23 protein-coding genes are annotated in these 22168 nt (G+C 44.2%); 11 read left to right on the top strand and 12 right to left on the bottom strand.

Features of this window, described 5'->3' with window-relative positions; genetic code table 11:
• Positions 1-2: 2 nt before the first annotated feature.
• A complete protein-coding gene (gene narQ, locus L3V31_RS03660; RefSeq protein ID WP_237314773.1) occupies positions 3-1739 on the bottom strand; it encodes a nitrate/nitrite two-component system sensor histidine kinase NarQ in 1737 nt (578 codons plus the stop codon).
• A 261-nt stretch (positions 1740-2000) separates the two neighbouring features.
• Between narQ and napF the strand changes: the two genes are divergently transcribed.
• The 6 genes from napF to L3V31_RS03630 all read left to right on the top strand — a co-directional run bounded on the left by napF (position 2001) and on the right by L3V31_RS03630 (position 6612).
• On the top strand, positions 2001-2492 hold the full coding sequence (gene napF / locus L3V31_RS03655) for a ferredoxin-type protein NapF (RefSeq protein WP_237314772.1): 492 nt from the start codon (positions 2001-2003) through the stop codon (positions 2490-2492).
• A 36-nt stretch (positions 2493-2528) separates the two neighbouring features.
• Positions 2529-2837: a chaperone NapD gene (locus tag L3V31_RS03650; protein ID WP_237314771.1), complete on the top strand. Its 309-nt coding sequence runs from the start codon at positions 2529-2531 to the stop codon at positions 2835-2837.
• Complete coding sequence (gene napA, locus L3V31_RS03645; RefSeq protein WP_237314770.1) at positions 2834-5323, top strand: periplasmic nitrate reductase subunit alpha; 2490 nt, start codon at positions 2834-2836, stop codon at positions 5321-5323. Before L3V31_RS03650 ends, napA begins: the two co-directional genes overlap by 4 nt.
• Positions 5324-5402: 79 nt before the next feature.
• Positions 5403-5858 (top strand): nitrate reductase cytochrome c-type subunit, encoded by a 456-nt coding sequence (locus L3V31_RS03640; RefSeq protein ID WP_237315000.1) that lies wholly within the window; start codon positions 5403-5405, stop codon positions 5856-5858.
• A gap of 28 nt (positions 5859-5886) precedes the next feature.
• Positions 5887-6465, top strand: a complete 579-nt coding sequence (locus tag L3V31_RS03635; RefSeq protein WP_237314769.1) for a NapC/NirT family cytochrome c — start codon at positions 5887-5889, stop codon at positions 6463-6465.
• 12 nt (positions 6466-6477) lie between these two features.
• Complete coding sequence (locus L3V31_RS03630; protein ID WP_237314768.1) at positions 6478-6612, top strand: TIGR02808 family protein; 135 nt, start codon at positions 6478-6480, stop codon at positions 6610-6612.
• A gap of 182 nt (positions 6613-6794) precedes the next feature.
• Here the strand turns inward: L3V31_RS03630 and phaC are convergent, their stop codons facing one another.
• The 4 genes from phaC to L3V31_RS03610 all read right to left on the bottom strand — a co-directional run bounded on the left by phaC (position 6795) and on the right by L3V31_RS03610 (position 11263).
• Positions 6795-8564 carry a class I poly(R)-hydroxyalkanoic acid synthase gene (gene phaC / locus L3V31_RS03625; protein WP_237314767.1) on the bottom strand — a complete coding sequence of 590 codons (1770 nt, stop codon included), beginning with the start codon at positions 8562-8564 and terminating at the stop codon, positions 6795-6797.
• Positions 8565-8910: 346 nt separating this feature from the next.
• The gene (locus tag L3V31_RS03620) at positions 8911-9258 is read right to left on the bottom strand and encodes a phasin family protein (protein WP_237314766.1); all 348 of its coding nucleotides are present in this window, start codon (positions 9256-9258) and stop codon (positions 8911-8913) included.
• Between the two features lie 44 nt (positions 9259-9302).
• A complete protein-coding gene (locus L3V31_RS03615) occupies positions 9303-10511 on the bottom strand; it encodes an acetyl-CoA C-acetyltransferase (protein ID WP_237314765.1) in 1209 nt (402 codons plus the stop codon).
• An 11-nt stretch (positions 10512-10522) separates the two neighbouring features.
• Entirely contained in the window at positions 10523-11263 is a 741-nt protein-coding gene (locus tag L3V31_RS03610) for an SDR family oxidoreductase (RefSeq protein WP_237314764.1), read from the bottom strand.
• Positions 11264-11974: 711 nt separating this feature from the next.
• Between L3V31_RS03610 and L3V31_RS03605 the strand changes: the two genes are divergently transcribed.
• Positions 11975-12595: a LysE family translocator gene (locus tag L3V31_RS03605; RefSeq protein WP_237314763.1), complete on the top strand. Its 621-nt coding sequence runs from the start codon at positions 11975-11977 to the stop codon at positions 12593-12595.
• A gap of 147 nt (positions 12596-12742) precedes the next feature.
• Here L3V31_RS03605 and secF read toward each other — a convergent pair whose 3' ends face one another.
• The 4 genes from secF to L3V31_RS03585 form a co-directional block, all read right to left on the bottom strand.
• Complete coding sequence (gene secF, locus L3V31_RS03600; protein ID WP_237314762.1) at positions 12743-13645, bottom strand: protein translocase subunit SecF; 903 nt, start codon at positions 13643-13645, stop codon at positions 12743-12745.
• A 2-nt stretch (positions 13646-13647) separates the two neighbouring features.
• Positions 13648-15486, bottom strand: coding sequence for a protein translocase subunit SecD (secD, locus tag L3V31_RS03595; protein ID WP_237314761.1), 1839 nt, complete (start codon positions 15484-15486; stop codon positions 13648-13650).
• A 170-nt stretch (positions 15487-15656) separates the two neighbouring features.
• A complete protein-coding gene (locus tag L3V31_RS03590; RefSeq protein ID WP_237314760.1) occupies positions 15657-16136 on the bottom strand; it encodes a hypothetical protein in 480 nt (159 codons plus the stop codon).
• A 134-nt stretch (positions 16137-16270) separates the two neighbouring features.
• A complete protein-coding gene (locus L3V31_RS03585; RefSeq protein WP_237314759.1) occupies positions 16271-16939 on the bottom strand; it encodes an SH3 domain-containing protein in 669 nt (222 codons plus the stop codon).
• A 107-nt stretch (positions 16940-17046) separates the two neighbouring features.
• Here L3V31_RS03585 and L3V31_RS03580 point away from each other — a divergent pair, with 107 nt between their 5' ends.
• Complete coding sequence (locus L3V31_RS03580) at positions 17047-17613, top strand: ATPase (protein WP_237314758.1); 567 nt, start codon at positions 17047-17049, stop codon at positions 17611-17613.
• Between the two features lie 154 nt (positions 17614-17767).
• Positions 17768-18001 carry a hypothetical protein gene (locus L3V31_RS22075; protein WP_076633452.1) on the top strand — a complete coding sequence of 78 codons (234 nt, stop codon included), beginning with the start codon at positions 17768-17770 and terminating at the stop codon, positions 17999-18001.
• Between the two features lie 27 nt (positions 18002-18028).
• Here L3V31_RS22075 and L3V31_RS03575 read toward each other — a convergent pair whose 3' ends face one another.
• Both L3V31_RS03575 and L3V31_RS03570 read right to left on the bottom strand, forming a co-directional pair.
• Positions 18029-18649, bottom strand: coding sequence for a class I SAM-dependent methyltransferase (locus tag L3V31_RS03575; RefSeq protein WP_237314757.1), 621 nt, complete (start codon positions 18647-18649; stop codon positions 18029-18031).
• A gap of 21 nt (positions 18650-18670) precedes the next feature.
• Positions 18671-19126 carry an Lrp/AsnC family transcriptional regulator gene (locus L3V31_RS03570; RefSeq protein WP_237314756.1) on the bottom strand — a complete coding sequence of 152 codons (456 nt, stop codon included), beginning with the start codon at positions 19124-19126 and terminating at the stop codon, positions 18671-18673.
• A 149-nt stretch (positions 19127-19275) separates the two neighbouring features.
• Here L3V31_RS03570 and L3V31_RS03565 point away from each other — a divergent pair, with 149 nt between their 5' ends.
• Complete coding sequence (locus L3V31_RS03565) at positions 19276-20202, top strand: DMT family transporter (RefSeq protein WP_237314755.1); 927 nt, start codon at positions 19276-19278, stop codon at positions 20200-20202.
• Between the two features lie 231 nt (positions 20203-20433).
• On the top strand, positions 20434-21093 hold the full coding sequence (locus L3V31_RS03560; RefSeq protein WP_237314754.1) for a flagellar brake protein: 660 nt from the start codon (positions 20434-20436) through the stop codon (positions 21091-21093).
• 28 nt (positions 21094-21121) lie between these two features.
• Here L3V31_RS03560 and L3V31_RS03555 read toward each other — a convergent pair whose 3' ends face one another.
• The gene (locus L3V31_RS03555; protein ID WP_237314753.1) at positions 21122-22159 is read right to left on the bottom strand and encodes a DUF2955 domain-containing protein; all 1038 of its coding nucleotides are present in this window, start codon (positions 22157-22159) and stop codon (positions 21122-21124) included.
• Positions 22160-22168 lie beyond the last annotated feature (9 nt).

The following is a 22168-nucleotide window of genomic DNA, read 5'->3' as shown; positions in this document are numbered from 1 at the left end:
CTTTACACGCTGTCAATGTTTACTTCCTTACTATGTTGGAATTCTAGTGTTACGGTACAACCATTGTTTTTCGACGCGACCACATGAAAGTCAGCATGCAGTCTTGTTGCTCGCTCTTGCATGATACTCATACCGTAATGATTAATTTTTGGGTCTTGATGATCAAAGCCTACCCCGTCATCTTCTATTGTTACTGTGATCTTCCCGTCACAATCGAGGCACTGAATAACAATATTATCCGCTTGAGCATGCTTCATTGCGTTAAGAGTTGCTTCTCTGATCAACTGCAGTAGATGCACCTGTTGGTGCGCATCTAACTCTGTAGAAGAAAGACGGTTGTTTAAGGATATCTTAGTCTCTGTTTGTTCATTCAACGTCGCGACCATTTCTTGCAACGCCTGCCCAAAACTCCCCTCTTTTATTGTTAAGCGGAAGGTGGTTAGTAGCTCTCTCAATTGAGTATACGCAGCCGATAATCCCGTATCCAGCTCAGCAATAACCTGATTGGCTTGTGATATCGCCTTTTCATCAGGTAAATTTTTCACGCTTCTTTTAAGCAAAGCGACTTGAATTTTCAGGTAAGAAAGGGCCTGAGCCAGTGAATCATGCAGTTCTCGCGCAATGGTGGCTCGCTCTTCCATCAATAATATTTGTTCAGCTTGTCGCTGAGCTCGATTGTAATAGACTGCTCGGGAAAGAATCTGTACAAAGTTATCGATTAAAGTTTCATTTGGACAAGGCAGCCCTGCCTTCCAATAAAGAAATCCCAAGTGCTCGCCATCGAGTACAAGTGGATCAGCGTGACATGCTTCATCACAATCATGACAACACTCTTCTCCCTCGGTGAGAATCCAATTTGGCTCACCCACCTGCTCTATCTCGAGCTTAACCGCCTTAATGCCTTCCAGGCTAGCAAGGTGTTGTAAAATAGCCTGAAAATTTTCCTGGCCGATTCGCGAAGCCGTCAGCTCTTTTGAGGAATCATAAAGCACTTCAAGAGACTGATTTGCCTGTTGCAATTTGCGTGTCTTTTCGTCAACGGCTTTCTCTAACCCTCGGTAGAGTTTGCCGAGATCGGTAGCCATACGATTAAAGGTGCGTGTCAGTATGCCTATTTCATTATCACTTTGCACTTCAAGTGAAATATCGAAGGAACGGTTTTGGATCTGCTCACTCGCAACAACCAAAGATCGTAACGGTTTAACGACTTCCCGGCGGACAAAGAGAACAACGAATACACTTGCGCAGAGAATCCCGCCAAGACCAAGGCCGCCAACCCACGCTAAGTTAATCAACTTTTGTTCTGAAAAACTTTGCAGCTTAAATACAAACGCATCAATCTGCGCAACGAATCCCACAACCAACATTTGATAGTCGCTCGGATCGTCTCGTTTTAGAACCACTTTGAGTTCATGCCATCGAGCAATTAATCCGTAATAGTCTTGGGTAATATCTTCAGGTACCGACCAGTTTTGCAACGCCTTCATCGAGGGTGAATAAATCGAACGTTCGAATGCTTCAATATGATCCGAGTAATCTACTGACTGGATTTGAATATCATTAGCCAAGCGATAACTCTGCATACGCATTGACCCTGCAACGTTAACCGCTTCAGCATCGTTGAGACTAGACGCCAGCGTGAAAATAGCGAATCCAGTTGTTGCAATCGATAACAACAGAATGATCAGCATTGCAGATGCAATCGTCCCGGTTACTGACTTTTTTACATTTTTTAACAACCTGAAATCCTTACTTTGTTGTGCGATTGGCTTGTGCAGTGAGCCCGTGACGCTTTAGCGTCATCAATATGTGATCACCCGCGATGGAATTTATTGATCTAAAACAATAATACCCCCCAATTAACCCCTTGGGGGTATTTATGCGAATATGTCAAAAACTACAATTTCGTTTGCGTTAATGAAAGTTTATTAATGAAAATTGTGGGCTAAGCTTAGTTGAGTACCAAATTTTAAGATGAACATCCGCATTGAGGTGGTTAAGTGGTAAACCTTTCAAGAAGAAGACTCTTTGCAAGAAAAACGCACACCAATGATGCAGTACGCTTACCTTGGTTAGCACAGCCTGAACACTTTACAGACGGTTGTACTCGCTGCGGTAAGTGTATTGATGTCTGCGAAACTAAAATTATATCCAAAAGTGACGGCGGCTTCCCTTCGGTCGACTTTAGCATTAATGAATGTACGTTTTGCTATCAATGTGCTGATGTCTGTCCCGAGCCACTATTTTTAGCAGAAACAGAACAGCCTTGGCAGGCAAAAGCACACATAAATGACAGCTGTTTAGCAAAACAGAATGTTGAATGCCGAGCCTGTGGGGATATGTGCGACCCAATGGCAATTCAGTTCAAATTAGAGCTGGGGAAAGTAGCACAACCGAATTTAAACCTTGATGAGTGTAACGGATGTGGAGCATGTGTTTCTGTCTGTCCGACAGCATCCATCAATGTGAGCAATATAAATATCATTGCCTAAGCTGTATATCTAAAAGGCAACAACTGAGAGAGCTATATGTCTCTAAATGAAGTGCATATTTCAAGTCTGGTAGTACACGTACTGCCTGAGCATCTGGATGATATCAAAGCCCAGATCGAAGCGTATGAGAACGCCGAGATATACGGCGACAGTCCAGAAGGAAAAATCGTTGTGGTGCTTGAGACCGAAAACCAAGGATTCATCACCGATACTATCGACGCGATTAATAATTTACCTAATGTCTTAAGTACCGTCTTGGTTTACCACCAAATTGAGACTGAACTTGAACAAGCAGATAACCAAAACACTGGAACACAGAATTCCCAAATTGAGGGTGAAGTATGAAAATGACAAGACGTGCGTTTGTGAAAGCAAACGCGGCTGCATCGGCTGCTGCTGTCGCAGGTATTACACTACCAGCCTCTGCCGCGAACCTGATTGCAAGCTCTGATCAAAGCAAAATCACTTGGGACAAGGCGCCTTGTCGTTTTTGTGGTACAGGCTGTTCTGTTCTTGTTGGCACGCAAAACGGCAAAGTTGTGGCCACACAAGGTGATCCTGAAGCACCTGTGAACAAAGGCTTGAACTGCATTAAAGGTTACTTCCTGTCTAAAATCATGTACGGGCAAGACCGTCTGACTCAACCATTACTTCGTATGAAAGATGGCCAATACCATAAAGATGGCGACTTTACTCCGATATCTTGGGATGCTGCCTTCGATATTATGGCAGAGAAATGGAAAGCATCTCTAGAGAAAAAGGGCCCAACGAGTATCGGTATGTTTGGTTCTGGTCAATGGACCGTAATGGAAGGCTACGCTGCGGCAAAAATGATGAAAGCGGGCTTCCGTTCGAATAACATTGACCCGAACGCACGTCACTGTATGGCTTCTGCGGTTGTCGGCTTCATGCGTGCCTTTGGTATTGATGAACCAATGGGATGCTACGACGACTTCGAGAACGCCGATGCATTCGTGCTTTGGGGTTCTAACATGGCCGAGATGCACCCAGTACTCTGGACACGTATCACTGACCGTCGTTTGAGCCACCCTCACGTTCGAGTAAACGTACTTTCTACCTACTACCACCGTTCATTTGAGTTAGCTGACCACGGTTACATTTTTAATCCTCAGTCTGACCTTGCGATCGCAAACTTTATTGCGAACTACATCATCGAGAATGATGCGGTAAACTGGGATTTCGTTAACAAGCACACCAACTTTACACAGGCGGATACTGATATCGGCTATGGCTTGCGTGATGATGACCCATTACAAGTGGCTGCAAAGAATCCAAACTCAGGCAAACTTACTTCTATCTCTTTTGAAGAGTACAAGAAGTCTGTCGCTCCTTACACAGTTGAGAAAGCGTCAGAAATTTCTGGTGTCGAGAAAGAGAAACTGATCGAGCTTGCTAAACAATACGCTGATCCAAACACCAAAGTCATGTCACTTTGGACCATGGGTATGAACCAACACACTCGTGGCGTATGGATGAACAACCTGGTTTACAACATTCACCTGCTAACAGGTAAAATCTCAACGCCAGGGAACAGCCCATTCTCACTAACGGGTCAGCCATCAGCTTGTGGTACGGCACGTGAAGTGGGCACCTTTGCTCACCGTCTGCCAGCAGACATGGTGGTAGCAAACCCTAAACACCGTGAAATCGCAGAGAAGATCTGGAAATTGCCTGAAGGTACAATTCCGCCAAAACCAGGCTTCCACGCGGTTCTCCAAGATCGCATGCTTAACGATGGCGTATTGAACTGTTACTGGGTTCAATGTAACAACAACATGCAAGCTGGTCCGAACATTAACACTGATCGTCTTCCTGGTTATCGTAACCCGGACAACTTCATTGTGGTATCGGATCCATACCCAACCGCGACGGCACAAGCAGCAGACTTGGTTCTTCCTACCGCTATGTGGATTGAGAAAGAAGGCGCTTACGGTAACGCAGAACGCCGTACTCAGGCCTGGTATCAACAAGTTGGTACTGTGGGCGAGGCAAAATCGGATCTATGGCAGGTCATGGAATTCGCGAAACGCTTCAAAATGGAAGAAGTGTGGCCTGAAGAGTTGCTTGCAAAAGCGCCAGAGTATCGCGGCAAAACCATGTATGACATGCTGTTTAAAAACGGTCAGGTCGACAAGTTCCCTGTCGAAGAAGCTCGTGAACTGAACGACGATTCACATCACTTCGGCTACTACGTTCAAAAAGGTTTGTTCGAAGAGTATGCAACATTTGGTCGCGGTCATGGTCACGACTTAGCACCATACGATGTTTACCACACTGTACGCGGCTTACGCTGGCCAGTTGTTGATGGCAAGGAAACACAATGGCGCTTTAAAGAAGGCTCAGATCCATACGCGAAAGCAGGCTCAGGTTGGGACTTCTATGGTAACGCGGATGGTAAAGCGAAGATCATCTCTGCGCCATACGAAGCGCCACCAGAAATGCCAGATTCCGAATACGATTTATGGTTATGTACAGGCCGAGTTCTAGAACACTGGCATACTGGCACCATGACTCGTCGTGTTCCTGAGCTTTACAAAGCGGTTCCAGACGCAGTGTGTTACATGCACCCGGATGACGCGAAAGCGCGCAATGTTCGTCGCGGTGAAGAAATACTCATCGCCAATAAACGTGGTGAAGTTCGCGCTCGTGTAGAAACTCGAGGTCGTAACCGTCCGCCAAAAGGCTTGGTCTTCGTACCATTCTTTGATGCTCGTATTTTGATTAATAAGTTAATCCTGGATGCGACTGACCCACTGTCAAAACAGACAGACTTTAAAAAGTGTCCAGTCAAAATCACCAAGATCGCTTAACGCTTCAGATATCGAATAATATGGCCGTCCTCGTGGCGGCCTGAAAAAGAATTTAAGCCATAAAGGCGGAGAAGAAATGATGAAAAAATTACTTGTCGCACTTCTATCAGTAGGTGCTTTAGTGACAGGCATGGCACAAGCTGAGTTAGACAACCCAGGGGGTACTGGCGGTTTAGAATCTCTACGCGGCATGTCTCAACTAGAAGAGACTCGCGCTGCTGACGAGTTCAAAGATTTCCCAAAAGATCAAATCGTTGAAGACAGCTATGTTTATCAGCCACCGCTGATTCCCCATAGTATCCGTAACTATGAGGTCTCTTTGAATGCGAATAAATGCCTTGCCTGCCATAGCTGGAAGAATGCGAAAGAGTCAGGCGCTACAAAAATCAGCGTAACCCACTATGTTAACCGCCAAGACGCTGTACTGGCTGATGTCTCTCCTCGTCGCTTCTTCTGTTTGCAATGTCACGTTCCGCAAACTGATGCGAAGCCACTAGTGGAAAATAAATTCCAATCCGTAGATTCACTTCAGTAATTGAAACGCGAGTGCTAAGAGGTTACTTATGAAAATACTTAAAGCGTTTTGGAATCGACTGAAGAGCCCGAGCAAAGCTGCCGCTGGCGTCGTGTTATTCCTAGGTTTTGCTGGCGGTCTGCTGTTTTGGGGCGCATTTAACACGGGGATGGAAGCGACGAATACCGAAGAGTTCTGTTCTGGGTGTCACGCACCAATCGTGGCTGAAATCAGAGAAACGATCCACTATTCAAACCGTTCAGGGGTTCGCGCTATCTGTTCAGATTGTCACGTTCCTCATGAATGGACGGATAAGATCGTACGTAAGGTTCAGGCTTCCAAAGAGTTGTTTGCTCACTATGTGCTTCGTACTATTGATACGCCGGAAAAATTCCAGGAACGTCGCGGGCATTTAGCAGAGCGTGAGTGGGCTCGTATGAAGAAAAATGACTCTTTAGAGTGCCGTAACTGCCACGAGTTCGACTTTATGGACTATTCACAACAAGGCTCTCGTGCCTCTGCTCAACACTCAACGGCGTTAGCTTCAGGCGATAAAACCTGTGTCGATTGTCATAAAGGTATCGCGCACAAATTACCTGATATGCACGGCGTAGAAGGCTGGCAATAAGGAGAACTGACCATGAGTACATTAGAATCTGTGATTTGGCATATCCTTGGATACAGCGCAATGCCGGTAATCATTTTGTCTGGCTTTGTCGGCGTCGCTGCCATTTCTCTGTGGGTTTTGTCACTAGGCAAAGATAAGAACCTGTAATCCAACAACGTAATGCATGGATACCCTATTCAAAGACTTTGTTCATGTATCAATAAATAAACAGCGCTGAGGTAACCTCAGCGCTGTTTTGTTTTATGCTCAGCTGAATAAAAAAAGCGACCACGAGGGCCGCCAAGAGTATCGCCAAATTTTAATGCTAAAGGAAACATGACCGTTCAAGACTATTTCACAGGCAATACCTGTTTAACGTAAGTACCTGGCGCTTTATCAATCACTGGATTGCTTTCAGAACCAGTAGGGAATGGTTCAACCTGCTCTTCTGGATTGAACTGAAGTAGCCATTCATTCCAGTGTGTCCACCAGGACCCATCTTTACGCTCTGCATTGCTAAGCCATTCCTCAGCAGAGTCTTCTAGCGTATCGTTTAACCAATAGCCATATTTGCCCTTAGACGGAGGATTAACAATACCCGCGATGTGCCCCGACTCGCCTAGTACAAACGTCTTGTTACCGCCGGTGTTCAGAGCGCCGCGATATGTACCTTGCCAAAGCGCAATATGGTCTTCCTTGGTAGATACAAAGTAGCTCGGGATTTTAATCTTATTCAGATCTATCCAAACGCCGCCGATTTTCACGCCTTTATCTTGTATCAACTTGTTTTCCAGATAGAGCTCTCGAAGCAGGAAGTTGTGCGCTGCTGCACTGACGTTAGTACTGTCGCTGTTCCAGTACAACAAGTCGAAATTCACAGGGCTATTACCTTTCAAGTAGTTGTCTACGTAGTAGTTCCAGTACAAGCTGTTTTCACGTAACAAACTGAAAGTCACACTTAAAGAGCGGCCATCCATATAACCTTTTGCATTGTTCTGTGATTCTATCGCACTGATGATGACATCATTAATGTAAGCACCAACTTCTCCCGGCTGCGAAAAGTCAAGAAGCGTAGTAAAGAACGTCGCGGATTTAATACGTTTTTTCATACGCTTAGCAGCATAGTACGCAACAGTACTTGCAAGAACCGTCCCGCCAATACAGTAACCAACCGCATTAATTTGATCTTGACCAGTAATGTCTTCAATCGCTGCGACGGCTTTTACCACACCTTCAGTGACATAGTCACCAAACTCAACTTCGGCTTGCTCTTTGCCAGGATTGCGCCAGGACATCATAAATACACTGTGTCCTTGCTCCAGCAGCCAGCGAACCATCGAGTTCTTCTCGGTGAGATCCAAGATGTAATACTTGTTAATGAACGGCGGCACGATCAGCAACGGCGTTGCATTCACCTTCTCCGTCACCGGACGGTATTGGATCAGCTCAAATAACTCGTTTTTGAAAACCACGTCACCCGCTGTGGTGGCGACATCTTCACCTACACGGAAAGCATTGTTATTGGTCATGCGGATTTTTAAAATGTCCGCGCTCGACTCAACGTCTTCTTTAAACTGTTCTAAACCTGCTAATAGGTTTTGACCGTTTTGCTCAAGTGTTAGCTTTAAAAGTTCTGGATTGGTTGCAATGAAGTTAGATGGGGAGAGGGCATTAATTGCTTGGCGGGAAAAGAAGGTGATTCGCTCTTTCGCCTTCTCATCTAAGCCTTCTAATGACTCGATGGTGTCCAAGTACATCTTACTGAACAAAAGGTAGGATTGCTTGATGAAGCTAAACATCGCCTCATTTTTCCAATCCTCATGAGAGAAACGCTTATCTCCCCTTTCTGCTTCTATTGTTTGCGTCTGGTTACCTGCCAGAACAACGTTCTGCCAAATTTGCAGCTGTTGCTCCCACCATTCAGCTTGCAGCTTAAGAATCGCAGCTGGTTGATTGGCAGCTTGTTCAAACAGTTTGGCAGTGTCCTCAAAGTTCACTTCTTGCATAGCCTTGTTCAAAGGAGAATTCACGACTGCCTTGTTGACTTCGAAATCATGCCACCATTGTTGATTGGTTTCCTGAAGCTTTACAAGATAGTCCGAAAAGAAGTGTTGAAACATAGTCTTACTCCTATATTCGGAAAAAACAACGCCGCCCAAACTTAGGGTCTGTTGACCTTTTGAGCTGATTTTTGCAGCGGTTTGTGGGTTCTTTATACAAGGCAGAGGCTTTGAAATGTAGTTACTCTACCTGATAAGCCGATAACGCAGTAGAAAGGAGCCACAAACGCTGCCCGATGGGTTCGAGCTGGGCGCCCCCGCTAAAAGCGTTTTACTCTTTGTTGAGAGGTATTTTGCTTAGAGTGACTAAGCTACAAACCTCTCGCCGCGATTAAAACGCTTTTATCTCGAACAAAAACCAACCACGAAAGACTAACAGACCCTATGGCGGCGAGAATCGGACAAATTACGCTGGAGTAACAGTCTTAAGATTTTCCGAAGTCATTTTCTCAACGTCTTCTTTGAATTCTTTTGCGATAGCTTGCAGCTTGTTGCTGTCATCCATCATTTGTTGAGAAAGCTTAGTCATTACGCTTAGCTGCTGGCTATTAAACGCAGTCAGAGAAGTCACGTCTTTGATTTCTGACGCAGCTTTCATTTGCGTAATACCCATTTCACTGTACGTACGCATCGCGTTTAGTTGAAGCTCAGTCAGCACTTCAACGTTTTTAGTAACCAGCTTGTTGAACTTCATGTAAGGTTCTAGCGTTTTCTCTGTTTGATCGCTGAATGTTTTGAAAAAATCAGTGTACATGGTGTATCTCCTAGATAAATGAATATAAATGTCCGTTTAAAAAATTACTTAATTGCTTTTAGAATGACAGCTGTCCCCATACCGCCACCCACACACAGTGAAGCCACACCGTATTGGGCGTCCTGCTTATGAAGTTCGTGAACTAAAGTGACCAGAATTCGGTTGCCAGATGCACCAAGTGGGTGACCTAACGCAATCGCACCGCCATTGAAGTTTGCTTTATCTTGAATCGTATTGACCGGAACTTGGTTTGTTTCTGCCAACTGATGAATCACCCCAAGAGCCTGAGCCGCAAAGGCTTCATTCAACTCATATACATCAATATCCTGAATATTGATCTCTGCTTTCACTAGCGCTTTATTCACCGATTCAACTGGCCCGAGCCCCATGGTCTTCGGATCGATACCTGACTGCGCATAACTCACAATCTCAGTCAGAGGTGTCAAGCCATGCGCTTGAACTGCGCTTTCTGATGCTACGATGATCGCACTCGCACCATCGTTGATTCCTGATGCGTTACCCGCGGTCACCGTACCTTCGCGGTCAAATGCAGGGCGCAGCTTGCTCAAACCTTCGAGTGTTGCATTTGCCTTTGGGTATTCGTCTGTATCAAACAGAATCTTTTCACGGCGCTGCGTTACTTCAACCGGTACAATTTCATCTTTGAATTTACCCGCTTCAATCGCAGCGACTGCTTTTTGTTGGCTGGCTAAGGCATAGGCGTCTTGCTGTTCTCGGGTAATACCCACTTCCTTCGCCACGTTTTCCGCGGTCACGCCCATATGGTACTGATTAAAAATATCCGTTAGCCCGTCCGTAATGAGCAGATCTTTCATTTCCATGTTGCCCATCTTATTACCATCGCGGACGCTACTTGGTACCGTGAAAGGGATTTGAGACATAACCTCAACGCCAGCAGCAACCACTACTTGCGCATCGCCGTTACGAATGTGAGCTACAGCATCCATCACGGTTTTCATGCCGCTACCACACACCATATTGACGCCATACGCTGGCACAGATTCTGGTATACCCGCAAATAGTGCCGCTTGGCGACCCACGCCCATCCCTTGGCCTGCGCTAACAACATTACCAACAATTACTTCATCGATCTTATCGCCACTCAGTTTTGCAGCTTCGAGAGCCCCTTTAATAGCGACTGCCGCTAAGTTGCCCGCCGACGTATTTTTTAAACTTCCACCAAATGCGCCAATTGGTGTACGCTTTGCTGCTACGATATAAACTTTTTCCATCATCTCTATCCTTAGTGCATGTAAAGGCCGCCGTTCACCGACAGTGTTTCGCCAGTGATATATGCGCCTGCATCACTCACTAAGAAGCTAACAGATGCTGCAATCTCTTCTGGTGTCGCTAAACGCTTCATTGGAATTTGATTAGTAATCGACTCCAACACTTCAGGTTTCATTTGCTCTACCATTGGCGTTCCGGTGTACCCCGGAGCAATCACGTTGACGGTAACGCCTGAGCGTGCACCTTCGAAAGCCAACGCCTTAGAAAAGCCAATCATGCCAGCTTTCGCAGCGCTGTAGTTCGCTTGACCAAACTGACCTTTAAGCCCATTAACCGAAGAGATATTGATGATACGTCCGCCACCTTTTTCACACATTGCCGCGAAAATTGGCTGAGTAACGTTGAACAAACTATTGAGGTTGGTATTGATCACGTCGTTCCAAGCTTCTGCCGTCATCTTCTTGAAGACGCCGTCACGAGTAATACCTGCGTTGTTGACCACAACGTCAAGCGTCCCCTCTTCTTGAAGCAAAAGTGCTAACTTTTCTGCACATTGAGCTGTGTCGGTAACATCTAACTCCAAAAGGCGAACTTGGTCTTTGGTAAAACCTTTGCTGTTAAACCATTCCAACGCACAGTCATAATTGCCGGTGTTGTAGGTAGCGATAACTCGATAGCCATCGTTCACGAGTTGAGAGGAAATTGCGGAACCAATTCCGCCTTTTGACCCGGTGATCAAAGCGACTTTATTCATTGACGACTCCATTCTTTACGGAAAATAAATCTACTAATTACAAACCCGAATTGTTTAATAATTTTTTTCGGCATAAATCCTTGAATGCCTTTTATTCTAATTTAATCCATAAGTGTTACATTTCAAATAATACTATAGTCTATTTTCGTATTATTGATTTAGATCCCACAAACAATGAAAGGTTAATTAATTGTTAAATACGTTACAATTAACTATAAGCCATTGTTTTTAAATGAAATTAAATCTCAACCAAAACCACACGCAATCAACAAAAAATATTTAAATTCAATGAGTTATATTGATAAAAAGAAATTACACCATTTAGTGAAATAAGATCGTATTAATATTTACCTAGATTTTAAAAAAACGAAAAATAGAGTATTAATTCAAAATTAATTATAATTATATTAGTGTAAACGTTTAACACGTTTAAAACAGAATTTTTGCTTTAATAATAGTGCTTAAATATGAACTGCAAAAGAGAATTATTACTAACACCTAAGTTATAATTATAAAATTAAAAATTTCGCTCCGAGCTGGTGCAAACGCACTAATATGACGCGATTATTAAAATATGATGTATTTTAATTTAATATAATTTATTAAGTTCAATAATATAAATATAAAAGTGATTAAAAGTTAGTAGTAGCATCCACAACGACTTTGCACTATCTTTGTGAGTCTTCTTTTATTAGACAATTGATAACACCTATGAATATGACATTGCTTAGTATGTTCATCCCTACCTTCTTTTTTGTTTCCATTACGCCCGGGATGTGTATGACACTTGCACTCACGTTAGGAATGAGTGTCGGGTATCGACGCGCGTTATGGATGATGATGGGTGAGCTGGCTGGGGTTGCCCTTGTTTCGATCTCAGCAGTGCTGGGCATAGCGGCAATTATGCTTAATTATCCGTGGTTATTTATCGTACTTAAATTTATCGGTGGCGCCTATTTGCTATACCTAGGCATTGAAATGTGGCGTTCACGAGGCAAACTTGCCATCAATCTAGAGACAGCATCCGCCTTGCCCCAAGGTAACTGGAACTTAGTCATTCAAGGTTTCGTAACTGCGATTGCGAACCCAAAAGGCTGGGCTTTTATGATTTCTCTACTCCCACCATTTATTGATCAAAATGCTGCACTTGCTCCTCAATTGGCCGTGTTAATTTCGATCATTCTGATGTTTGAATTCCTCTGTATGTCCCTCTACGCAACCGGAGGGAAAGGGTTAAAACGTGTACTTGGGCATTCAAAAAATGTCCGTCTGATGAACCGCGTAGCGGGCACTTTGATGATGGGTGTTGGCGTTTGGCTATTAATGAGTTAATGGTAAAGCGCTAACTTCTGATAGCGCTCTAATAGAGTTACCAAATAGTTTCTCTGTCTCCAACAATAGTATTTCTATTCCCATGAAATAAAAAACGCCACTTCTGAACGAGTGGCGTTTTCTCTTAGCTATAAACACAAATATGCATTAAGGCGCACTATCAATCTCTACTGGTAAATAATGCTTTGGCTCCAGTTTCAATCGCTCTGGTAAAACGGTACCAATTGAAATAGACGACCAAGTGCCCGATAGAACACCAATAAACATGGCGGTAGAAAACCCAGCCAACGCGGCACCGCCCATGATCCACAATGCCCCGACCGTGATTAATGTCGTTCCTGATGTCACCATAGTACGAGAAAATGTTGCAATAACGGCTTGATCATTGATTTCTTCTGTTTTCCAACTCTGCTTCGCGATTAGTAACTCTCGAATTCGGTCAGCGATGATGATCGAGTCATTGAGAGAGTAACCAAGAATCGCCAAAATTGCGGCAAAAACGGTTAGGTTAAACTCCATCTGGGTAATAGCGAAGAAACCTAGTACAAGCACCACATCGTGTGCAAGGGCGAATAATGATCCGCTGGCTAAACGCCATTCAAAACGGAAACATAAGTAAGCCAAGATGGTCAATACCGAAACGAGCAGCGCCAGACCACCTTGCTCAAACAGATCCTGACCAACTTGCGCCCCGACAATACTGTTACTTACCACATCGACTTGATGCGAAATCGGCTTTAATACATCAGGGACACTTACTAGCTCTTGTCCTTGTTCGGGCGCTGAATAGCGAATAACCCAGCGACCTTCTTCGCCAGAACGAGTCACTGATGTCGATTCACCCAATTCGGGCTGCAACGCACTCAGCACATCTTGATTAGTTAACTGCTTGTCGATTTTAACTTCAGTCACCATGCCGCCGGTAAAGTCGAGGCCAAGGTTCAGTCCTCTCATTCCCAGCGCTGCAATCGCAATCACGGTCAGAATTAATGAGACTAAGGTAGTAAAGTAGCGAATTTTACGAATATGTTGCTGTAATATTTTGACCATGATTAAACTCTCACATCACGACGGGCATCACGGCCCCAAATTAAGTTGATCATTGCTCGAGAGGCAAATACGCCAGTAAACATACTGGTCAACAGACCCAAACCTAGCGTTAAAGCAAAGCCCTGGATCGGACCGTTACCTATGGCATACAAAATCACAGCCGTAATCATGGTGGTAATATTGGCATCAAGGATGGTGGCAAATGCACTGTCAAAACCAAGATCAATAGCCTGTGCAAAGCTTCGCCCTTCGCGCATTTTGTCCTTGATTCGTTCAAAGATAATCACGTTAGTATCCACCGCCATGCCGACCGTGAGCACCAAACCAGCGATACCCGGCAAAGTGAGAACCGCACCTGGAAGTAGTCCGATGAGCCCGAGTAAGCACAGCATGTTGGCACACAAAGCGACATTAGCGACCCAACCTAAACGGCGGTACCAAAGCGCCATAAAAGTCAGCGTTAGACCCAAGCCTAAAGCCAGCGCCGCAAAGCCATTTTGGATGTTCTCAGCACCAAGAGAGGCACCGATTGTACGCTCTTCAACGATTGTGACCGGTGCGGTCAGAGAACCAGCTCGCAGTAAAAGTGCCAGTTGCTGTGCTTCATCCATGCTTCCCGCGCCGGTAATACGGAACTGGCTGCCAAGCTGAGATTGAATCGTCGCAACACTGATGACACGCTCGTTACGCTCAGTAACACCGCGTTCATTCGTCTGGTATTCGCGGTATACCGTCGCCATTGGCTTACCAATATGCGTGGCAGAAAAATCACTCATTTTCTTACCACCAGCATGGTCAAGCGAGATGTTTACCTCTGACATGCCCATTTTGTCCACACCAGCACGAGCGTTCACAATGTGCTCACCAGTAAGTACCGGACGCTTACTCAGTGTCACGGTGCGGCCATCATTGTCTTTCAATACCAAATCTTGACTGCTTTGCGCTTTGCTTGCGTCTTTCACTTCATAGAAAGCCAGACTTGCCGTTGCACCAATCACATTTTTCGCTTGCGCTGGGTCTTGAACACCAGGTAACTCAATACGAATGCTCTCTTTACCCTGACGCTGAACAAGTGCTTCCGTAATACCCAACTCTTCAATTCGACCACGCATGATCTTCAAGTTCTGCTGTAGCGTCGTGGACTGGAATTCCTGGATATTTTGCTCACTAGGCTCCAGCACGAATCCTCTTACTGAGCTTTTTGCTACCCAGCCTGGGTAATTTTGCTGCAAAAACTGGTTTACATCAGCGAGTGTCTTTTCACTCTCACTGTTGACGGCAATACGATTACCACTTTCAGCGCGAACCTGAACGCCACGTGTTCGATTGTCACGCAGGTCAGCTTTGATCTCATCGATCAGTGCGTCTCTTTGCTCTTCGAATGCTTTATTTACATCAACATTCAACAGGAACTGCACACCACCACGTAGATCAAGGCCCAGCTTAATCGGGTTAAAGCCCATCTCGCTCAACCATTCTGGCGCAACAGAGACATACGAGAAGGTGATGCTGTCCTCTTTATCCAACTGTTTATTGAGCAGAACACGAGCTTTACTTTGTGCGTCTTCACTGCCAAAAACGATGGTTGTTTTGCCATCCTTTTCGATGATTCTGTCGGTAGAAATCTGGTTCGTTTTGAACAATTGATTGAGTTGTACCAGTGACATTTTACTCTGGTTTTGGTCAGAAAAGGTCACTTGGATCGATGGCTGCTCGCCAAACCAGGTCGGAATGGCACTCAGCGTCAGAATAATGATTGTCGCGATAAGCACGACATATTTCCAAGCAGAATAGTGGTTTAGTAATTTTCTACTTTTGGCTGGTTTTGGTGTTTTCTTCATATAAACATCATCCCCTCACCCTTAGGTGAAGATTTTACTTTGATAGAGTCAAGACACGACAACCTACGCCCAGAAAATAATCTAGGATAAAGAATGCTCAGAACACAGATCTGTTCTGATGAATACCGTCGTCGTGTTGAGATTGCACAGAATGTGCAGAGTGATGGTGTTTAGGCAGAAAACTGACTATTAAGAGCAACATACATCGCATTGGTTTCTTTCCAACCAGAAAGGCGATAGTCGCTTGTGAAATGATAAAAAATGGACTGGTTTTGACGCCAGTTAATATTGATCAGGCTGTAACTATAGCCAACATCCACATAGAAAGGCGCATTGAGATCGCCGACAAAATCGACATCTTCTTCATCAAGCCCTTCTCGAACATGAGAGAGCCAGCGTTGCGAATTAAATATCGCCGACGAATCTGAATTTGCATGACCTTCAGATACCGGCGCGCGCGTGGACTCTTCTGACGCTTCAGAAAAATCATCGTCTGAAATTGGGGATGTGCTTGCCGCTACAAAGGGTTGTAGTTTACTGAAATACGGTAAGTGAGCTTTCTGATCAGCTTGGGCAGCTGAAACATGCACTGGCAGTAATACCGTTGCAAGCAGCAGAAAAAATAGCTTTCTAAGATAAATCAGAGACATGAAAACTCACTAAAATAAAACAAGGCTGAGTTTACTCACCCGGCCCGGTGATACTATGCCTATTGATTAGTCTGAACAACTAAAAAGATCTAAATCTCTGATTCCATCTTTGCCATGACCTAAACGCTTTATGTCTAACGATAGAATATTTCACCACTATCAACGTCCAGATAGATTTTATTCTCTTGCTCTAAACCACCACAGTATATGAAGTACACATTTCGCTGCTTGTAAGTCACAGAACGAACCCACCCGCCAAGTTCTGTGAAATCTTCTGGCTCACACGTATTGTCGTCCAACAACCGTTGTGTCTTGTTGCGAAATATTTCTAGATTGTCTTTTAAATCGTCTGACTTCTGTAAATACCCATCGAGTATCTCTAAGCGCTCTTGCTCTTTAATCACTGGTTCAGCATCCGACAGCCCTTTTGCATCTAACCATTCCGCCGTTTCTTCACCGCCGTCCTCATAAACGAGATAATCGGAGATGCGATACCAACCGTTAGACTTTTCCAAAACGACGACCTTTTCCCCTTTGTAGATCGTATCAACAACTAACGCGCTATGATCTGGTTTGTTGTACACGCTAACCTGACGTTCAATCACGTAATACTCGGTCGTTTCAGGCGGTACAGATTCCAAATCCATGACAGGTTTTGACGCTTCTTCTTTTACTTGAGCTTCAGGAGAAGAGGCTTCTCTTGTCGGTTCTGGCTGATCCTTTTGCATAAAGAAGAAATAATAACCAAAACCAGCGCCTCCAAGCATTAAGACAGCTATCATCGCGATAAGCGCTTTCTTCATAATATCTTTTCCCTTCTATTTTGGGCAAATATCCCAAAAGATACTTGATTATACTTCGCCAGCAATAAACTATAGTTAAAAGAGTCGCTTAACTAACGTGAATAATAATGATAAACAAGCTTAAATGGATACTTTTGCTTTTCGTCTTCCCATCGGTATGCTATTCAAATGTGCCATGCACCCCGTCTTCATGGAATGATAATCTGAATGAATTCAACAGGCTAGAGTCTAAGTACAATCAGCATGTCAAAGTCTTCAATGCACTTCTGATGGAACATAAACAACGACCACTCTTATCCAAGGAGTTTTCTCCCAACGAGCTAGTGATGCTTTGGCGCGTAAAATCTCGTAGGGATATGCTCCTAGCCCAACTAGAATCTTCTATAAAATATCGCCAAGAGTTAACCCAAAAAGCCAATGAAATAACCAAGCTCAGTACACAATCTAAGTGGTCAGCCAACGGCTGGGAAAAGCTCGCTCAAAGTTGTAAAATGTCGGAAAAGATGTCAAACCAGATTACCGCAGAGTGGTATAAGAGTAATGCGGAGCAACTTGCTGAAGACTATACTAAATTATCCTCGCTTTATCTTGGATTAGCTGCAGTTTACAACAGAGAGGCAAGCGCATTAACATCTGCGCAACACAAAATAAACATCAATTCACCCAAACACTAATCAGTCACACCAGATTGAATTATTTTCATTCAATCTGGATAGATTTAAGAGACATAGGTCACAATAATACTTTACTTGTGGCCAATTATTGGGTACTTTAGCCGTTAATAAAGTTTAACAAATAGTCACAACTGGCTGGGATGATGCTACAAAAATGGTTATCAATCGATTAAGTAACAGGCAAGACCCTAATACTACTAAAGCCAAGTTTTTGTCAGTAGTTAGGCACGTAAAACAATTCGGTTCAATCAGTGATCTGGACCTTTGTAAAATCTTCGGAGAAACAATTTGGAGCGATGGAAGGGAATACCATTCAGCTGCTTTCTCATTTAAAGTGGATCGACGGACCGGCAATTGTGAAATATCACAATACAAAAATAGCCAATAGAGCATAAAGAATCTTAAAGCGAAGTCATTAAACGGACTTCGCTTTTTTGATCATGGTTATGGTGAAATCATGATCAGAGTACCCCTCAATTAACTGTGCATCGGGACATAGCCACCGACAATAACGTAATACCCCCTGTTTATTATGAGAAGCGAGCATTTTCATACTGGGCAGTTTAGCTTCATCCAATAGATTGAACGCACAGCCCTTCTCAGCGGCCTGATACATTCTAGTAATCATCTCTACCGTATGATTTTCATTACTCGACTGATAATTAAGTGAGCCGGAAGCAAACACGTAATCACATCGCGGCAAGACTAACGTAGAAAAATCTGCGCATATGAAGTCTGCAGGAGTATTGAAGTTTCTATTTTTCGCGTCTGCAACAAACGACTTCTGCTGATCAATACCAATATAACGTTTTGGAGTTATGTCATTCGTTTCCAGAAACCAGAGTAAGTCGCCATACCCACATCCAATATCAAGAATGGAAGCGTCATCCAATCGTAGCTCGGCGCATAAAGCCTCAAATCGACTGAACTGACTGAATTTATCCTGCCACCCTAATGCCCTCACTCTGTCAGAACCAAATGCCCTAAGTCGTTTACGATGATAATGCACAATTCGTAATCTATCTAACCACCTCATGATGATCACCTCTCGTAGTGATCAGGCATAAACTGGCAGACTTCCATTGCCTTTTACCTCTCTTATGGCTAGATGGGTATGAATGTCTTTCACATTCTCCAACCTCTGTAGTTTTCTGGTGAAATTTTCATAGCCCTCCAGATCCTTACTGACAACTTCCAATAAGTAATCATAAGCGCCCGATACGACGTGACAAGAGATTACCTCGTCCATTTCAACGATCGAATATTCAAAATCATCAATCGAAGACGCTTGGTGATTATTCAAACTGACTTCGACAAACACCGTCATCGCAATGCCGACCTTACCGCGGGATAATATAGCCCGGTAGCCATTAATAACACCTTCTTGCTCAAGACGCTTTATTCGCCTTGCGCATGGAGAAGGCGACAGCCCAACTTGGTCTGCAAGATCTGCGGTCGTCAGAGTGGCGTCTTTTTGAATCAGGTTAATGAGTTGCCTGTCTATTTTGTCCATTTCTCATTATCTGCCAAATTTAATTAACATATAGACTTTATACGCGTTTTTTCACCAATATTGAAATAAATCACGTCATAACTTGCCACCACTGAGCGTCATTTTTATTCGACAATGAATGAGTCGATAACAAATTGGATACGTTAAGCATGATTCTGGGATACGCAGCAATACTAGTGACCTTACTTCTCTGGTCCGGTTTTTTCATTTCTCTCAAAGCAGGCGCGATCTCAGAACTTCAACCAGCCGATATTGCTTTGGTCAGATTTTTGATTCCTAGCTTGGTCTTACTGCCTTTTGTCCTAAAGTACAGAAAAACAATAAGCGCTATTCCCAATAAATACTTAACCGGCGTTGTCGTCGGTAGCGGACTGCCTTACTTACTGATCGTAGGTAGCGCGATGCACCTCGCTCCAGTCTCTCATGCCAGTGCACTGATCCCCGGCACATTACCGTTATTCGTCTCTGCTATCGCAGTTCTCTTTTATCAACAAGCATTGAGCCAACACCGTTTATTTGGGCTTACGACGGTATTATTGGGTATCTTTGTCTTCCTGTTTTCCAACATAGGCACTGACTACAACTGGTCACAATTACAAGGACATCTACTATTTCTTACGGGTAGTTTAATGTGGGCTGTCTTTACCATTAGCGCGCGTGTCGCCAACCTGAACGCTCATGTATGTGCAGGTTTTGTGGCGATTATCTCGTTAGCACTACTCACCATCGCCGTGGGTTTCGGCTGGATAGAAAGCTATTTAGCCGTAACACCAATTAAGTACTGGCCATGGGAAGAACTGTTGGGGCACACCATGCTTCAAGGGGTAGGCGCAGGCTTAATCGCTTCATATACTTTTATATACGCTATCCGAATCATTGGCGCGGAAGCCAGTGCTGCGTTTGGTTCTTTAACTCCAGTTATTGCGACACTACTAGCTATCCCAATCTTTGGTGAGCAACCCGATACACTGACATGGCTAGCCCTGATGCTAGTGACATGTGGCAGTATTATCGCGAGCCAGATATTTATGAAAAATGACCTGAGCCAACCTTATCGCCCACCAGCCCATCGTTAAGGGGCGTACACCTTAAGTTCGGATTTTAATATCCACTGGTTTGATACTGTGCAGGTGGACTTAAGCGACAAGTGGTCACTCTGTAGTCAAGTTGTTATATTGATGGGGGTAGAATAGTGATCGATTAGGTAAATAAACTCTATTAAGCAGTTATTTACATAAAGTATGTTGCCTGACCAAATGATGTTCTGATAGCCTCCCAAACAATAAGGGAATAGAACATTTGATGATATGCCAGCAACACACACGAAAGATGAACTGAGTCATTTCTTGAAACCGGGAACTAAGTTATCCATTGAGATGGAGTTTGGCCCACAGAAGAGCAGCTCATACTCTACGGCTTATTTAGGCTTTAAGGAAAACGCCTACCTGATTATTGATATTCCAACAAAGCTACTAGAAGATCATGCGATCAGAAGGCTCAATAATGCAGACGTCGTTGTTCGTGGCGTATCAGACACGGAACTGGGGCACGTTGTTGCGTTCAAATCCAGTGTGTTAATGCACGTTAGCCTCCCTTCCCCTCTTTTATTCGTCCGAATACCCACGACGTTTGCCACAAAACCAGTACGTGAGTTTGAACGTTACAAGCTGAAAATGGACTGTACTATTGACCATGGCGGTCATGTCTACGCCGGAAGCCTGATCGACTTTTCCATCGCCGGGATTGGTATCTCAACCTTAATTGAACCGGACTTCCAAGTGGGTGATAACGTTAGGGTTGATTCAGCACTTAGTACTTATGTAGGCAGCGACAATCATTGCTTAATCGCAAACATCAAAAAGTTAGCCAAAGGCTGGATCATTGGCATTAAGTTTGAAAAGCCAATTGCAATGACTGACCAGCTGAAAATAGCATTGCTGGAACAGTATTTTCTGTCCAGCAACTAACGTTTAATACTCAAAGCAAATTGAATGGCTATTGTTCGCCAAAGCGAGTTGCTTCGAAGCTATTGAGGAATCGATGGACCAGATAGGTCACCAACAGCGTTACAACAATGGCAAACAGGATACTGCTCACCCGATAAAGCGCGCTAAAGATCAAATCACCACCTGGGCTTAAGTATTGACCAAATAAAATGCCTAACGTAGTAAGTCCACCAAAGCCCGCTCCGGATCCACTGGATTCTTTAACGTGCATATAGCTGAAAATCATTGCGCCAATCCACAGCAGAGGTACGACGAATAGCAAGGTATCTGACCAGTCATAAAGTATTAGCTGGCTGGTAATACCGAACGTAACCCCCAGTAACGTACCCATGGCTCTTTTACGCGCATAACCTAGGGCACCATTCCAATGCATCGGAAACAACAACAATATCGTCGTTGCCTGAGCCGATAAAGAGTCACTTAAGTCGAAAATCTGGAAAACCAGAAACGACATAGTTGCAATGCTCGCCCCCATCAACGCTTCATGACGCATACGATGGCTTTTCTTTGGTTCCGAAGGTCTGGCTAGCGGCTGACGAGGCTCTGCATCTGGGATTAAAAACGTCACCAAGTACGCAACAGCAACTGAAAGAACATTCGCTTCCAGATTACTGAAGATAAGATCATTTAGGTCAGTACTGACATAGCTGGAAAAATGCAGCATGATGCTCAGATTTAGTACACTACTTGCACCAAACAGGAAAAGACTTCCTTTTGACATACAAGCAAATTTGTACAGAAATAAACCAAATGCAATCATTGTCATCATGACGGGATGGCCGCCAAACAGTCCGGCAAGGATACCAACCTCGAGGCCACAGACTACGGCTGCAAATATCATCTGCCTAGCCGCGTGCAAGCTCATCACAGGTACCATGCCAAGCAGCAGCATTGGCGTTACCGTATAAAATACACCATAGTTCCAGCCGAAAAGTTTACATACGGTGAAACCTATCATCGCGCCCGTGGCGATTCGTAAGCACTGCCGGAGATCATTCTCAGACATGGGGTGGTCCCATAACTTCATACCACCTCC

Source organism: Vibrio sp. J1-1, assembly GCF_021728395.1.
Classification (GTDB): Bacteria; Pseudomonadota; Gammaproteobacteria; order Enterobacterales; family Vibrionaceae; genus Vibrio.
Note: the sequence above shows the minus strand (reverse complement) of the source record. Positions and strands in the feature narration are given on the sequence as shown.